15 protein-coding genes are annotated in these 15,216 nt (G+C 65.4%); 11 read left to right on the plus strand and 4 right to left on the minus strand.

The features are described 5' to 3' along the window. The first annotated feature begins 241 nt into the window (after positions 1-241). Entirely contained in the window at positions 242-1,171 is a 930-nt protein-coding gene (locus tag JLK41_RS00545; protein ID WP_037053991.1) for an AEC family transporter, read from the plus strand. Here JLK41_RS00545 and JLK41_RS00550 read toward each other — a convergent pair. Next, entirely contained in the window at positions 1,161-1,802 is a 642-nt protein-coding gene (locus JLK41_RS00550) for a hypothetical protein (protein WP_037053988.1), read from the minus strand. The two genes, JLK41_RS00545 and JLK41_RS00550, sit on opposite strands and share 11 nt — an antisense overlap. Before the next feature lie 408 nt (positions 1,803-2,210). On the opposite strand from JLK41_RS00550, the gene coxB reads away from it, so the two are divergent. Genes coxB through JLK41_RS00570 form a run of 4 tightly spaced genes read left to right on the plus strand, consistent with a single transcriptional unit; the run spans position 2,211 to position 6,399 of the window. Further along, positions 2,211-3,335 carry a cytochrome c oxidase subunit II gene (gene coxB / locus JLK41_RS00555; RefSeq protein WP_081876491.1) on the plus strand — a complete coding sequence of 375 codons (1,125 nt, stop codon included), beginning with the start codon at positions 2,211-2,213 and terminating at the stop codon, positions 3,333-3,335. A 4-nt stretch (positions 3,336-3,339) separates the two neighbouring features. Next, a complete protein-coding gene (gene ctaD / locus JLK41_RS00560) occupies positions 3,340-4,923 on the plus strand; it encodes a cytochrome c oxidase subunit I (RefSeq protein ID WP_210390132.1) in 1,584 nt (527 codons plus the stop codon). A 10-nt stretch (positions 4,924-4,933) separates the two neighbouring features. Continuing rightward, on the plus strand, positions 4,934-5,500 hold the full coding sequence (locus JLK41_RS00565) for a cytochrome c oxidase assembly protein (protein ID WP_047592768.1): 567 nt from the start codon (positions 4,934-4,936) through the stop codon (positions 5,498-5,500). An 11-nt stretch (positions 5,501-5,511) separates the two neighbouring features. Then, the gene (locus JLK41_RS00570) at positions 5,512-6,399 is read left to right on the plus strand and encodes a cytochrome c oxidase subunit 3 (protein ID WP_037053976.1); all 888 of its coding nucleotides are present in this window, start codon (positions 5,512-5,514) and stop codon (positions 6,397-6,399) included. 64 nt (positions 6,400-6,463) lie between these two features. Here JLK41_RS00570 and JLK41_RS00575 read toward each other — a convergent pair whose 3' ends face one another. Continuing rightward, on the minus strand, positions 6,464-6,667 hold the full coding sequence (locus JLK41_RS00575) for a twin transmembrane helix small protein (protein ID WP_134677559.1): 204 nt from the start codon (positions 6,665-6,667) through the stop codon (positions 6,464-6,466). 71 nt (positions 6,668-6,738) lie between these two features. Between JLK41_RS00575 and JLK41_RS00580 the strand changes: the two genes are divergently transcribed. From JLK41_RS00580 to JLK41_RS00600, 5 genes are read left to right on the plus strand one after another with little or no spacing between them, the layout of a single operon-like run. Beyond that, complete coding sequence (locus JLK41_RS00580) at positions 6,739-7,467, plus strand: SURF1 family protein (RefSeq protein WP_210390133.1); 729 nt, start codon at positions 6,739-6,741, stop codon at positions 7,465-7,467. Next, complete coding sequence (locus JLK41_RS00585) at positions 7,442-8,020, plus strand: hypothetical protein (protein WP_210390134.1); 579 nt, start codon at positions 7,442-7,444, stop codon at positions 8,018-8,020. Before JLK41_RS00580 ends, JLK41_RS00585 begins: the two co-directional genes overlap by 26 nt. 55 nt (positions 8,021-8,075) lie before the next feature. Continuing rightward, positions 8,076-9,131 carry a COX15/CtaA family protein gene (locus JLK41_RS00590; protein ID WP_037053967.1) on the plus strand — a complete coding sequence of 352 codons (1,056 nt, stop codon included), beginning with the start codon at positions 8,076-8,078 and terminating at the stop codon, positions 9,129-9,131. A 19-nt stretch (positions 9,132-9,150) separates the two neighbouring features. Then, complete coding sequence (cyoE, locus tag JLK41_RS00595) at positions 9,151-10,050, plus strand: heme o synthase (RefSeq protein WP_210390135.1); 900 nt, start codon at positions 9,151-9,153, stop codon at positions 10,048-10,050. Positions 10,051-10,097: 47 nt separating this feature from the next. Next, entirely contained in the window at positions 10,098-10,730 is a 633-nt protein-coding gene (locus JLK41_RS00600; protein ID WP_037053965.1) for an SCO family protein, read from the plus strand. A 337-nt stretch (positions 10,731-11,067) separates the two neighbouring features. Here the strand turns inward: JLK41_RS00600 and JLK41_RS00605 are convergent, their stop codons facing one another. Next, positions 11,068-12,018: a homoserine kinase gene (locus JLK41_RS00605; RefSeq protein WP_037053963.1), complete on the minus strand. Its 951-nt coding sequence runs from the start codon at positions 12,016-12,018 to the stop codon at positions 11,068-11,070. A 17-nt stretch (positions 12,019-12,035) separates the two neighbouring features. After that, the gene (locus JLK41_RS00610; RefSeq protein ID WP_037053961.1) at positions 12,036-12,320 is read right to left on the minus strand and encodes a DUF2782 domain-containing protein; all 285 of its coding nucleotides are present in this window, start codon (positions 12,318-12,320) and stop codon (positions 12,036-12,038) included. Positions 12,321-12,394: 74 nt separating this feature from the next. Between JLK41_RS00610 and polA the strand changes: the two genes are divergently transcribed. Next, positions 12,395-15,190 (plus strand): DNA polymerase I, encoded by a 2,796-nt coding sequence (gene polA / locus JLK41_RS00615; RefSeq protein WP_134677563.1) that lies wholly within the window; start codon positions 12,395-12,397, stop codon positions 15,188-15,190. Positions 15,191-15,216: the final 26 nt, after the last annotated feature.

Consider the following 15,216-nt stretch of genomic DNA (forward strand, 5'->3'; position numbering starts at 1 on the left):
AAGCAGGCGAGGACCGGTAGGAGTCGCGCTCGACTTTACGAGCGGTGAATGAGCATTTCGAGCTTGTCCTTCGAGCAGCATGGCCGACGCGCTGCTGACTTCGGGCTGGCTCGCGGCGGCGCCGGGTTGCCCCGGCATGTCAATCCTAGACGCCGGCGGGCGAGGTGGAATCACAGACGACGGCTTGCTCTGGCTGGCGCGGGCCCCTAGTCTCGGTCTCCCCTTTCGCTGGCGCAGTACGATGTCCACCGTTCTCAATGTCCTGTTGCCGATCTTCGGCCTGATCCTGATCGGCTACATCTGCCGACGTACCAACCGCCTAGGACCGACCGCCGCCTCGGAGATGAACCGCTTCGTGGTCTGGCTCGGCCTGCCGGCATTGCTGTTCAGCCTCACGGCCAAGGCCGACTGGGCGCATATCTGGCAGCCGGGTTTCCTGCTCGCCTTCACCGGCGGCATGCTGGCGGTGTTCCTGATCACCCTGGCGTATCGCTGGAAAGCCACGGGCAGCCTGGTCGACGCCAGTATCGATGGCCTCAGCGCCGGCTACGCCAACACCGGCTACATCGGCATTCCGCTGTGCGTGCTGGTGCTCGGCGACGACGGCATGGCGCCGGCGTTGATCGCCTCGCTGATGGTGGTCTGCGTGCTGTTCGGCCTGGCGGTGGTGTGCATCGAGGTGGGGTTGCAGAGCAAGAAGGGGCTGGCCGGGGCGATCCTCCAGGTGTTCGCCGCGCTGCTGAAGAACCCGCTGGTGGTGGCGCCGCTGCTCGGCGCCGCCTGGGCCCTGGGCGGGGCTCAGCTGCCCGCGGCGCTGGACGAATTCCTGCGTCTGCTGGGGGCTGCCACCGTGCCTTGCGCCCTGGTCTCGCTGGGGCTGTTCCTGGCGCAGCGGCAAAGCGGCTCGGGCGCCGGGGCCTGGCCCCTGGTAGGTCTCAAGCTGGTGTTGCAGCCGCTGGTGACCTGGTTCATCGCCTTCGTCCTGCTCGACCTGCCACCCTTCTGGGCACACGCTGCGCTGCTGCTCAGCGCGCTGCCAACCGGCACCGGCCCCTTCATGCTGGCCGAATACTACGACCGCGAGGCCGGGCTGGTGTCGCGGGCGATCCTGTTCTCGACCCTGGGCTCGCTGCTCACCCTGTCGCTGATCCTGCTGCTGATCACGCCGTGAGCTGCAGCTCCACCCCCAGCTGTTGCGACAGGCAGGGCCAGCGCTGCCAGGCCGACGCGGTATTCGGCGCCGCCAGGCGCTCGCGGTAGGCCTGCACGGACGGCTGGTCGAAGCTGCTGTCGTCGAGCATGCCGGCCAGGGCATGGTGCACCGCTTCGTCCAGCTGGTTGGCGAACGGCTCGCCGATCAACTGGTGGGCGATCAGGTTGGCGCGGGTGGTATCCAGCGGGATCAACGGCTGCCCGAGGTGGGCGATGTAGCGGTCGTTGACCTCTTCCACCAGGCGATGCGCCAGGTAGGCCTCGTCGAGCAGGCCTTCGAGCCCTTCGTGCCCCGCCACCAGCGTCGGCGGCTGCAGGAAGAACTGCTCGGCGATCTTCAGCACCGGTTTGACCGCTGCCTCGATTCCGGCTTCGCGGGCCACGTCGGCGGCCGCGTCGAGGACGTCCGGCACCTCTTCGATATAGGCGATGACGAAAGCGCTCAGCGCCCCCGATGCATTGTCTTCGGGCAGGCGGATGGAGGGATGCAGGCGTTCCAGCTGCGTCTGGAGGAAGCGGGCGAGGGTCTGCTCGCCGGCTTCCTGCTGGCGGGCCTGGGCGATCAGTTGGCGAAGGGCGGCGGTGTTCATGACTGCTCCTACGAATTCAGGACATGGACGTGAACCTTAGCCGGCGTAATTCGCGGGCTAAGACGCGATTGTCATAACTTTTTCATACTTATGCGAGTCCGCTATATCTACCTGTATCAGAAACGCTACAACCCGCGCCGGGCGCGCTCTTCAGCATCGGCGTCGGGAGGGCATGGAGGGCCTTTCCGGCACATTGCGGGCTGAAAGTCGCCGTCTATACTCGATTTCGAAAGGCAGTACCTGATGGAACCGGACGGGCTCAGGCACGGAAAGGTTTTGACAGCAGTTGCCAGCAGTCAGGCGGGGCAGCCCAGGCAGTGAGCCAGGCGCGATCTCGTCGATGGCAGTCGATCCCTTAGCCGCAGGCTCAGCCGGCGGGATAACAAGAACAATCAAGGGGAACCCGCAATGATGCGACATCCACGAGTCTGGATGGGCCTCCTGCTGTGGCTGGCATTGGGCTCGGCGCACGCCCAGTGGACGGTCAACATGGCGCCCGGTGTCACCGAGGTCAGCCGTTCCGTCTTCGACCTGCACATGACCATCTTCTGGATCTGTGTGGTGATCGGCATCCTGGTGTTCGGTGCCATGTTCTGGTCGATGATCCTGCACCGCCGCTCCACCGGCCAGGAGCCCGCGCACTTCCATGAAAGTACCACCGTCGAGATTCTCTGGACCGTGGTGCCACTGTTCATCCTGGTGGCGATGGCGATTCCCGCGACCAAGACGCTGATCGACATCTACGACTCGTCCGAGTCCGAGCTGGACATCCAGATCACCGGCTACCAGTGGAAGTGGCACTACAAGTACCTGGGCCAGGATGTCGAGTTCTTCAGCAACCTGGCCACGCCGCGCACGCAGATCACCAACCGCGAAGACAAGGGCGAACACTACCTGCTGGAGGTGGATGAGCCGCTGGTGGTGCCGGTGGGCACCAAGGTGCGCTTCCTCATCACCGCGGCCGACGTGATCCATTCCTGGTGGGTGCCGGCTCTGGCGGTGAAGAAGGATGCCATTCCCGGCTTCATCAACGAATCCTGGACCCGCATCGAGGAGCCCGGCATCTACCGTGGCCAGTGCACCGAGCTGTGCGGCAAGGACCACGGCTTCATGCCCGTGGTGGTCGAGGCCAAGTCCAAGGAGGACTTCGCCGCCTGGCTGGCCGAGCGCAAGCAGGCGGCCGCTGCCGAGCGCGAGCTGACCAGCAAGGAGTGGACCATGGAAGAGCTGATGGCGCGTGGCGAGAAGGCCTACAACACCACCTGCGCCGCCTGCCACCAGCCCACCGGTGAAGGCCTGCCGCCGATGTTCCCGGCACTCAAGGGTTCGCCCGTCGCCACCGGGCCGGCCGAAGGCCATATCGACATCGTCTTCCATGGCAAACCTGGGACTTCCATGGCGGCGTTCGGCAAGCAGCTGTCGCCGGTCGACCTGGCCGCCATCATCACCTACGAGCGCAATGCCTGGGGCAACAATGTCGGTGACATGGTCACGCCCAAGGACATCCTCGATTTCTCCAAGGCGCAGGAGTAAGGACATGAGTGCAGTGATCGACCACGGTCATACTGACCACCACCATGGCCCGGCCAAGGGCCTGATGCGCTGGGTGCTGACCACCAACCACAAGGACATCGGCACGATGTACCTGTGGTTCAGCTTCTGCGCCTTTCTGCTCGGCGGCTCGATGGCCATGGTCATCCGTGCCGAGCTGTTCCAGCCGGGCCTGCAGATCGTGCAGCCGGAGTTCTTCAACCAGATGACCACCATGCACGGCCTGATCATGGTCTTCGGCGCGGTGATGCCGGCCTTCGTCGGCCTGGCCAACTGGATGATCCCGCTGATGATCGGCGCGCCGGACATGGCCCTGCCGCGCATGAACAACTTCAGCTTCTGGTTGCTGCCGGCGGCCTTCGGTCTGCTGGTCAGCACCCTGTTCATGGAGGGCGGCGGGCCCAACTTCGGCTGGACCTTCTACGCGCCGCTGTCGACCACCTATGCGCCGGAGAGCACCACCTTCTTCATCTTCGCCATCCACCTGATGGGCATCAGCTCGATCATGGGCGCGATCAACGTGATCGCCACCATCCTCAACCTGCGTGCGCCCGGCATGACGCTGATGAAGATGCCGCTGTTCGTCTGGACCTGGCTGATCACCGCCTTCCTGCTCATCGCGGTGATGCCGGTGCTGGCCGGCGTGGTGACCATGATGCTGATGGACATCCACTTCGGCACCAGCTTCTTCAACGCCGCCGGCGGTGGTGACCCGGTGCTGTTCCAGCATGTGTTCTGGTTCTTCGGCCACCCCGAGGTGTACATCATGATCCTGCCCGCGTTCGGTGCGGTCAGCTCGATCATCCCGGCGTTCGCGCGCAAGCCGCTGTTCGGCTACACCTCGATGGTCTACGCCACGGCGGCCATCGCCTTCCTCTCGTTCATCGTCTGGGCGCACCACATGTTCACCGTCGGCATCCCGCTGACCGGCGAGCTGTTCTTCATGTACGCCACCATGCTGATCGCCGTGCCTACCGGGGTGAAGGTGTTCAACTGGGCCAGCACCATGTGGCAGGGCTCGATGACCTTCGAGACGCCGATGCTGTTCTCGGTGGCCTTCGTCATCCTGTTCACCATCGGCGGTTTCTCCGGGCTGATGCTGGCCATCGCCCCGTCGGACTTCCAGTACCACGACACCTACTTCGTGGTGGCCCACTTCCACTACGTGCTGGTGCCCGGTGCGATCTTCGGCATCTTCGCCTCGGCCTACTACTGGCTGCCGAAATGGACCGGCCACATGTACGACGAGACCCTGGGCAAGCTGCACTTCTGGATGAGCTTCGTGGGCATGAACCTGGCCTTCTTCCCGATGCATTTCGTCGGCCTGGCCGGCATGCCACGGCGCATCCCCGACTACAACCTGATGTTCGCCAACTTCAACATGGTCTCCAGCATCGGCGCCTTCCTGTTCGGGGCGACCCAGCTGCTGTTCCTGTTCATCGTCATCAAGTGCATCCGCGGCGGCAAGCCGGCTCCGGCCAAGCCCTGGGATAGCGCCGAAGGGCTGGAGTGGACGGTGCCCTCGCCGGCGCCTTACCACACCTTCAGCACGCCGCCGGAAGTGAAGTAGGAGGTCCGCCGTGAGCGAGGTCATCGCGACGCGTCGCCTGGTCGCCCGCCTGCTGGTCGTGGTGGTGGTGATGTTCTGTTTCGGCGTCTTCGTCCTGCCGCCGTTCTACGACGCCATGTGCCGTGTGTTCGGGATCAACGGCAAGACCGCCGGCCCCTATCAGGGCGAGCAGGTGATCGATGAGGTGCGCCAGGTGCGCGTGCAGTTCCTCGCCACCAACTCGGCCGAGATGGTCTGGGAGTTCGCGCCCAAGGCCGACGAGCTGCTGGTTCATCCGGGGGAAACCCGCGACATGCTGTTCGTCGCCTACAACCCCAGCGACCACCCGATGACCGCGCAGGCGATTCCCAGCATCTCGCCTTCGAAGGCGGCGGCCTTCTTCCACAAGACCGAGTGTTTCTGCTTCAGCCAGCAGGTGCTGCAGCCCGGCGAACGCATCGAGATGCCGGTGCGCTTCATCGTCGACCGCGACCTGCCACAGGACGTGAAACACCTGACCCTGAGCTACACCCTGTTCGATATCACCGAACGCAAACCGCCAGTGGTACAGGCGACCCTTGCTCGGGCGACTCCATAAGGAGAACAACAATGTCGAGTCACGAAAACTATTACGTACCGGCGCAAAGCAAGTGGCCCATCGTCGCCAGTATCGGGTTGCTGGTGAGTTTCTTCGGCGTGGGGACCTGGTTCAACGACCTGTCGGCGGGGCGGGAGAGTTCCAACGGCCCGCTGATCTTCTTCGTCGGTGGGCTGATCCTGGCCTGGATGCTGTTCGGCTGGTTCGGCAACGTCATCAAGGAAAGTCGCAGTGGCCTGTACAGCGCGCAGATGGACCGCTCGTTCCGCTGGGGCATGAGCTGGTTCATCTTCTCCGAGGTGATGTTCTTCGCCGCCTTCTTCGGCGCGCTGTTCTACATCCGCACCTTTGCCGTGCCCTGGCTGGGCGGTGAAGGCGACAAGGGTGTGGCGAACATGCTCTGGGAGGGCTTCGAGTACAACTGGCCCCTGCTGCAGAACCCCGACTCCAAGCTGTTCCCTCCGCCCACCGGGGTCATCGACCCGTGGCACCTGCCGCTGGTCAACACCATCCTGCTGGTGTCTTCCAGCTTCACCGTCACCTTCGCCCACCATGCCCTGAAGAAGAATCACCGGGGGGCGCTCAAGGCCTGGCTGGCGGCCACTATCGTGCTGGGCCTGAGCTTCCTGTTCTTCCAGGTCGAGGAGTACATCGAAGCCTACACCGAGCTGGGCCTGACGCTGGGCTCGGGCATCTACGGGGCGACCTTCTTCATGCTCACGGGTTTCCACGGCGCCCACGTGACGCTCGGCACCCTGATCCTGACCGTCATGCTGGTGCGCATCCTGCGCGGGCATTTCGATGCCGACAAGCACTTCGGTTTCGAGGCCGCCGCCTGGTACTGGCACTTCGTCGACGTGGTCTGGCTGGGCCTGTTCATCTTCGTCTACGTGCTGTGAGGCAGCGGCGAGCCACACGCTTCACGCTGCAAGAAACGCGCTGCGGATCGTCGCAGGCGTTGCGCTACCAGCTGACGTGGGACACCAGTTGCCCTGAATAGAAGCCCCAGGCGATCAGGGCGACGGTGATGGCGGTCAGGCCGACGCGCAGGGCCAGGGCGCCGAGGACACGGGAACCATGGCCTTCGTCCTTGACCAGGAAGAACAGGCCGCTGAACAGGCTGGTGAGCGTGGCCAGCAGCAAGAGGATGATCGCGGCCTTGAGCATGCGGGACTCCGGGGGAATCGACTGATGCAGTGCAGTATAGCCAGCCACTCCAAGCCCAACGGCAGGTTGCGATGAGCGCCTTCCGTCCCGGCTGGCTGCCCAGCCTGCTGGTCGCCCTGCTCCTGCCGGGGTTGTTGTGGCTGGGCTTCTGGCAGCTGCAGCGCGGTGACGAGAAGCGCCAGCTGCTGGCCAGTTTCGAGGCACGGCGCCAGGCCGAGCCGATCAGCCTCGACCAGCTCGAGCCACTGCGCGACCCCGCCTATCGGCGCGTGCAGCTGCATGGCTACTTCGACAGCGAGCACAGCCTGCTGCTGGACAACCGGATTCGTGACGGCCATGCCGGCGTGGAACTGCTGCAACCCTTCTACGACCAGCCCAGCGGGCTCTGGGTGTTGCTCAATCGTGGCTGGCTGCCCTGGCCGGACCGGCGCACGCCGCCCCGTTTCGCCAGCCCCGACGGCGTCATGCAGCTCAAGGCCTGGGTCTACGTGGCACCTGCGGGCGGCTTGCACCTGCAGTCCGGCGCCACGGAGGGCTGGCCCCGGCTGATCACCCAGGTCGAGGCCTCCGACCTGTGGCAGCGCCTGGGGCGCGGTGGCCTGCCATTCGAGGTGCGCCTGGAACCCGGGCCCGCCAGCTATCGCGTCGACTGGCCGATCGTCTCCATGAGCCCCAGCAAGCATGTGGGCTATGCCGTGCAGTGGTTCGCCCTGGCTGCGGCACTGCTCGGCCTGTTCATCTATCTCGGAATACACAACGCACGGGAGATTCGCCATGAACCCAGCCATCGCCATGCCTGAGGCTCCGCGCAAGGGGCGTGGCCGCCTGCAGCTGTTGCTGATCCTGGCCATCGTCATCGGCCCGATGCTGCTCGCCAGCGCCATGTACAAATGGCGCTTCTGGGTGCCGGAGACGCGCAGCTACCACGGCGTGCTGATCGGCGATGGCCGCACCCTGGCCGATCTCGGTGTGCAGGGCGAGGTGCAGCCGGTGTGGCAGATCCTGGTCACGGCGCCTGGGGCGTGCGCCGCCGACTGCCAGCAACTGGTCTACCTGGCGCGGCAGATCCAGATCGGCCTCAACCGCGAGACGGCCCGGGCCAGTCATGCGCTGGCCCTGGCCGAGGCGCTGCCCGCCGACTACCAGGCCAAGCTCGAGCGCGAGTACCCGCGCCTGGGGCGCTACCCGCTGGATCCGCAGGCCTACGACAAGGCCAGCGGGACGGCAGCCGGCGCCCAGCTGTGGCTGGTCGACCCGCACGGCAACCTGGTGCTGCGCTACCCCGCCGGTAGCGACGGCAAGGCCATCCTCGATGACCTGCGCTACCTGCTGAAGATTTCCCTGATCGGTTGAGGCTCCGCCCGGCCTTCGCCGGCAGAGCGCCAAGCCCAGTGCCCAAGGAGTAGACATGCACAAGCCAGGTTATCGTCTAGCGCTGTTCGCGACCCTCCTGACCGTGGTGGTGGTCCTGCTCGGGGCCTACACCCGGCTCACCCATGCCGGCCTGGGCTGCCCGGACTGGCCGGGCTGCTACGGTTTTCTCGGCGTGCCGATGAGCGAGCACAAGCAGGCCATCGCCGAGGCGCGCTTCCCGGAGGCGCCGGTGGAAGTGGCCAAGGGCTGGTACGAGATGATCCATCGCTACTTCGCCGGTTCCCTGGGCCTGGTGATACTGGCCATCGCCACCCAGGCCATCCGCCGCCGCGCCGATGCCACGCAACCGCTCAAGCTGCCACTGGCCATCCTGGCCCTGGTGATCCTGCAGGGGGCGTTCGGCATGTGGACGGTCACCCTGCAACTCTGGCCGCAGGTGGTCACGGCGCATCTGCTGGGCGGCTTCGCCACCCTGAGTCTGCTGACCCTGCTGACGTTGCGTCTGTCCGGGCGTTTCGCACCGCTGCAGTTGCCGGCTGGCCTGCGCGCGCTGGCTGCGGCCTGCCTGCTGCTGGTGATCGGGCAGATCGTCCTCGGCGGCTGGGTCAGTTCCAACTACGCGGCGGTCGCCTGCGTCGACCTGCCCACCTGCCACGGCGAGTGGTGGCCGGCGATGGACTTCGGCAAGGGTTTTCACCTCACCCAGCACATCGGCCCCAACTACCTGGGTGGCCAGCTCGACAGTGACGCGCGCACCGCCATTCACATGAGCCATCGCATCGGCGCCCTGCTGGTCACGCTGGCGCTGCTGTTGCTGGCGTGGCGCCTGCGGGCGGCCGGTTTGCCGCGCCTGGCCGGGCTGCTGCTGGTCGCGCTGGCGCTGCAGATCAGCCTGGGGTTGAGCAACGTGATCTTCCACCTGCCGCTGCTGGTGGCGGTGGCGCACAACGCCGGCGGCGCGGCCCTGCTGCTGACGATGGTGCTGATCAACTATCGCCTGCGTGGCAGCGCTGTCGAGCGTGCCAGGGCGGGCGAACCTGCCGTGCAGCGGGTGATGGCCAGCAAGCTGGCGCCGGCACTCGGCAAATGACAAGAAGAGGAGAATGACCATGGCTACCGTGCTCACTGCTCACGCCGCCTCCGCAAACTGGCGCGACTACCTCGAGCTGACCAAGCCTCGGGTGGTGCTGCTGATGCTGATCACTTCCCTGGTCGGCATGTTCCTCGCCACCCGTGCCGGTGTGCCGTGGACCGTGCTGCTGTTCGGCAACCTCGGCATCGGCCTGTGCGCCGGGGCGGCGGCGGCGGTCAACCATGTGGTGGACCGGCGCATCGACTCGATCATGGCGCGCACGCACAAGCGGCCGGTGACCTCGGGGCGCGTTTCGCCCGTTGCCGCGCTGGCATTCGCCCTGGCGCTGGCCATCGCCGGCATGAGCCTGCTGCTGCTGTTCACCAACGAGCTGGCCGCCTGGCTGACCCTGGCCTCCCTGCTTGGCTACGCGGTGATCTATACCGGGTTCCTCAAGCGCGCCACGCCGCAGAACATCGTCATCGGCGGCCTGGCGGGCGCCGCGCCGCCGCTGCTCGGCTGGGTGGCGGTGACCGGGCACCTGAGCGCCGAACCGCTGCTGCTGGTGCTGATCATCTTCGCCTGGACGCCGCCGCACTTCTGGGCCCTGGCCATTCATCGCAAGGCCGAGTACGCCAAGGCCGACATTCCCATGCTGCCGGTGACCCACGGCGAGCATTACACCAAGGTGCACATCCTCCTCTACACCCTGGCGATGTTCGCCGTGACCCTGCTGCCCTATGCCATCCACATGAGCGGGGTGCTCTATCTCGGTTGTGCGCTGTTGCTCGGCGGGCGCTTCCTGCACTGGGCCTGGGTGCTGTACCGTGACAGCAAACCGCACGCGGCGATCAACACCTTCAAGTACAGTATCTGGTACCTGTTCCTGTTGTTCATCGCCTTGCTGGCGGATCACTACCTGCTGCTGAACGTCTAGCGAGCCGTGGCGGCGCAGCTGGCCTTCACGACGTGCTAAGGGCTTTCATGACTCGTACTCACATAACCGTCTTCGTTCTTGTCGCCATCGTGGCCCTGGTGCTGGGCCTGACCGTCAACAAGGTGCTCAGCAGCAAGGGCCAGGGTGATCCGGCGGCGCTGCTCGATGCCGGCATCGTCCTGTTGCCGCAGCCTCGCAGCCTGCCGGCGCTGACCCTGACCAACCAGGATGGCAAGGCCGTGGCGGTCGACCAGCTCAAAGGCGACTGGACCCTGCTGTTCTTCGGCTACACCTTCTGCCCGGATATCTGCCCGGCCACCCTCGCCCAGCTGCGCCAGCTGCAGGGCCAGCTGCCGGAAGAAACCCGTGCGCGGCTGAACGTGGTGATGGTCAGCGTCGACCCGCACCGTGATACGCCGGAGCAACTGAGCAAGTACCTGGGTTACTTCGATGCGGGCTTCAAAGGGCTGACCGGTGAGGAGGCGACGCTGCAGAAGTTCGCCAATTCGGTGAGCATCCCCTACATCCCGGCCGACACCAGCAAGGAAAATTACACCGTCGATCACAGCGGCAACCTGGTGATCGTCGGCCCGGATGGCACCCAGCGCGGCTTCATCCGCGCGCCGATCAACAACGCCAAGCTGGCCGAGCAACTGCCGGGACTGGTTTCCGGCAGCTGACGGCAAGTTCCTGCGTAGGGTGGATGACGCTCTTTTCATCCACCGCAGTGCCTGCGACGGTGGATCGGTAAAGCGTGGTCCACCCTACGGTGTTGACGGTCCCCCGCTCTGCAAGTCGGTCGCTGACGGCAAGTTCCTGCGTAGGGTGGATGACGCTCTTCTCATCCACCGCAGCGCCTGCGACGGTGGACCGGTGAAGCGTGGTCCACCCTACGGTGTTGGCGGCTCGCCCGCTCTGCAAACCGGTCGCTGACGGCAAGTTCCTGCGTAGGGTGGATGACGCTCTTCTCACCCACCGCAGCGCCTGCCACGGTGGACCGGTAAAGCGTGGTCCACCCTACAGTGCGAACGGCAGAGGCAGGTCTACCTGTTGGCGTTGCGCCAGGCGGCGCTGGAACTCGCCGGGGTCATGAATCAGCACTTCCTGCCCGGCGAACGACTCGGCGGCGATCAGGCGTGACAGCCAGAAGCGCACGCAGGCCACGCGCAGCATGGCGGGCCACAGCTCGGCCTCTGCCGCCGTGAACGGCCGCAGCGCAGCATAGGCGCCGAGCAGCGCGCGGGCGCGGGCGCCATCGAGGCTGCCATCTTCGTGCGAGCACCAATCGTTCAGGGTGATGGCCAGGTCGTAGAGCATCGGCCCCGAGCAGGCGTTGTAGAAGTCGATCACGCCCGCCAGGTGATTGCCGTCGAACAGCACGTTGTCGCGGAACAGGTCGGCATGCAGGTTGGCGCGTGGCAGGGCGAGGATGCGCGGCTTCAGCTCGGCGATCTCCTGCAGCGCATCACGCAGCAGAGGCAGCGCCTGCTCGTCGAGCTTGAGGGCCTGGCTCGGGCCTTCGGCGAGCATCCAGTCCAGCCCGCGATCACTGCGTCGTTCGACGGGAGTGGCCCGCGTCGCCAGGTGAATGTTCGCCAGCAGGCGGCCGACTTCCTGGCAGTGGTGGGCATTGGCCTCGCGCACGTGCTTGCCGGACAGCCTCGGCTGCAGCAGTGCCGGCTTTTCGGCCAGGCTGCGCAGGGCCAGGCCATCCTGGGTACGCAGGGCGTAGGGCACCGGCAGGCCGGCATCGTGCAGGACGTCGAGCAGTTCGATGAAGAACGGCAGGTCGGCCACCGGGCCGCGCTCGACCAGGGTCAGAACGTATTCGCCCTGCTCCAGGCTGACGAAGAAATTGCTGTTTTCGCTGCCCGCCGCAATACCCTGGAAATCACGCAAGCGCCCGAGCCCGTAGGGCGCCAGGAAGACTTCGAGCTCATGACGCTCCAGGGGGGTGAATACCGACATATCAGACCTTTATTGCCTTACCAGCTGAAGATTTCCCATGACGGGATGAGCATGTCCGGATCGTCCGAACGAATGAAATTGCCGTCGCTGCCATCGGCGCGCACGAGAAAATAGGGTTTGCCATTCTTCGGAATGACCTTGATGGCATAGAGGAAGCCATTGACCCGGTATTCCTGGATGGTGCGGTCGCCGTCCTGGCGGATGGTTACGTCGGGGTCAGCGGAAACCGGGTCCTCGGCGTGAGCGGCGAGCGGAAGACAGGCCAGCAGGCTGACCAGCAACAGGCGATTCAATGTACCCATGATAACCTTGCTCCTTGATATTCACCGATGCAGCCATTCTACCGCTGCACCCGCCGAAAAGGTTGATCCCGCGCATGAGCCAAGCTCCCCTCGTTCTGGTCGACGGTTCCTCGTACCTGTACCGCGCTTTCCACGCCCTGCCCCCGCTGACCACGTCCAAGGGCATGCCCACCGGGGCGGTCAAGGGCGTGTTGAACATGCTCAAGAGCCTGCGCAAGCAATACCCGAACAGTCCGTTCGCCGTGGTCTTCGACGCCAAGGGCGGCACCTTCCGCGATGAGCTGTTCGCCGAGTACAAGGCCAATCGTCCATCGATGCCGGACGAGCTGCGTGTCCAGGTCGAGCCGCTGCATGCCAGCGTGCGTGCCCTGGGCCTGCCCCTGCTGTGCGTCGAGGGCGTGGAAGCCGACGACGTGATCGGCACCCTGGCCCGGCAGGCAGCCGGTGAACAGCGCGACGTGGTGATCTCTACCGGCGACAAGGACATGGCGCAACTGGTCTGCCCGCACGTTACGCTGGTCAACACCATGACCGGAAGCGTCTATGACGAAGGTGGCGTAAAGGAGAAATTCGGTGTCGGTCCCGAGCTGATCATCGATTACCTGGCCCTGATGGGCGACAAGGTGGACAACATTCCCGGCGTACCCGGGGTCGGCGAGAAAACCGCGCTCGGCCTGCTGGTCGGCATCGGTGGTGGTCTCGACGTGCTCTACGCCAATCTCGACAAGGTGCCGGCGCTGCCGATTCGCGGCGCCAAGGGCCTGCCGGCCAAGCTCGAGGAACACCGCGAGATGGCCTACCTCTCCTATCAGCTGGCGACCATCAAGACCGACGTGCCGCTGAACATCGCCATCGATGACCTGCATCCGGGCGAGCCGGATCAGGCGGCGCTGGTCGAGCTGTATGGCGAACTGGAATTCAAGAACTGGCTGGACGACCTGCTGCGCCAGAACAAGGGCCTGGCGGCCAAGGCCGCTGCGCCTGCCGGTGATCTGTTCGCCGAGCCGGTCGCTGGCGCTGCCGAGGCGCTTGCCGAACCCGCGCCGGCGAGCAGCGGGGATTACCAGCTGGTGCTGGAGCAGGCGCAGTTCGATGCCTGGCTGAAGAAGCTGGAGCAGGCCGAGCTGATCGCCTTCGACAGCGAAACCACCAGCGTCGATGCCCAGCAGGCGCAACTGGTTGGCCTGTCCTTCGCGGTCAAGGCCGGCGAGGCCGCCTACGTGCCGCTGGCCCACAGCTACATGGGCGTGCCGCAGCAGCTCGACCGCGATGCCGTGCTCAAGGCGCTGCAGCCGATCCTCGAAGACCCGGCCAAGGCCAAGGTCGGCCAGCATGCCAAGTACGACATCAATGTCCTGGCCAATGCCAGCACGCCGATCGCGGTGCAGGGCGTGGCCTTCGACACCATGCTCGAATCCTACGTGCTGGACTCCACCGCCACCCGTCACGACATGGACAGCCTGGCGCTGAAGTACCTGAACCACAGCACCATCCGCTTCGAGGACATCGCCGGCAAGGGGGCCAAGCAGCTGACCTTCGACCAGATTCCGCTGGAGCAGGCCGGGCCTTACGCCGCCGAGGACGCCGACGTGACCTTGCGTCTGCACCAGGAACTCTGGGGCCGCCTCGAGGCCGTACCGTCACTGGCCAGGGTGCTGCGGGAGATCGAGATCCCGCTGGTGCCGGTGCTGGCGCGCATCGAGCGCAACGGTGCGCTGGTCGATGCCAGGCTGCTCGGTCAGCAGAGCGTCGAACTGGGCGAGAAACTGGTGGAACTGGAGCGCAAGGCCTTCGAGATCGCCGGCGAGGAGTTCAACCTGGCTTCGCCCAAGCAGCTCGGGGTGATCCTCTACGAGAAGCTCGGTTACCCGGTGATCAGCAAGACCGCCAAGGGCCAGCCGTCCACCGCCGAGGCGGTGCTCGCCGAGCTGGCCGAGCAGGACTTCGAACTACCCAAGGTGCTGATGCAGTACCGCTCCCTGAGCAAGCTCAAGAGCACCTACACCGACAGGTTGCCGGAGCAGATCAACCCGCGTACCGGGCGCATCCATACCAGCTACCACCAGGCGGTGGCGGCGACCGGGCGCCTGTCCTCGAGTGACCCGAACCTGCAGAACATCCCGATCCGTACCGCCGAAGGGCGGCGGATCCGCCAGGCGTTCGTCGCCCCCAAGGGCTACCGCACGATGGCGGCGGACTACTCGCAGATCGAGTTGCGCATCATGGCCCACCTGGCCAAGGACGAAGGCCTGCTGGAGGCCTTCCGCAATGACCTGGACGTGCACAAGGCCACCGCGGCCGAGGTGTTCGGCGTGGCGCTGGACGAGGTCAGCAGCGATCAGCGGCGCAAGGCCAAGGCCATCAACTTCGGTCTTATCTATGGCATGAGTGCCTTCGGCCTGGCCAAGCAGATCGACGTCGAGCGCAAGGAGGCCCAGGCCTACATCGACCGTTACTTCGCCCGTTATCCCGGCGTGCTCAGCTACATGGAGCGCACCCGTGCGCAGGCGGCCGAGCAGGGCTACGTGGAGACCGTGTTCGGCCGGCGTCTGTACCTGCCGGAGATCCACGCGCAGAACCAGGCCATGCGCAAGGGGGCCGAGCGGGCGGCGATCAACGCGCCCATGCAGGGCACGGCGGCGGACATCATCAAGCGCGCGATGATCAAGGTGGACGGCTGGTTGCAGGACAGCGGCGTGGATGCGCGAATCATCATGCAGGTCCACGACGAACTGGTGCTGGAGGTGCGCGAGGACCTGGTCGACGAGGTCGGTGCCAAGCTTCAGAGCCTGATGGGGGACGCCGCCGACCTGGATGTGCCGTTGCTGGTCGAAGTGGGTGTCGGTGCCAACTGGGATGAAGCGCATTGATACCCGGTGCCGCGGCGCAAAGCCGC

This window comes from Ectopseudomonas khazarica (assembly GCF_017915135.1).
Taxonomy (GTDB): domain Bacteria; phylum Pseudomonadota; class Gammaproteobacteria; order Pseudomonadales; family Pseudomonadaceae; genus Aquipseudomonas; species Aquipseudomonas khazarica.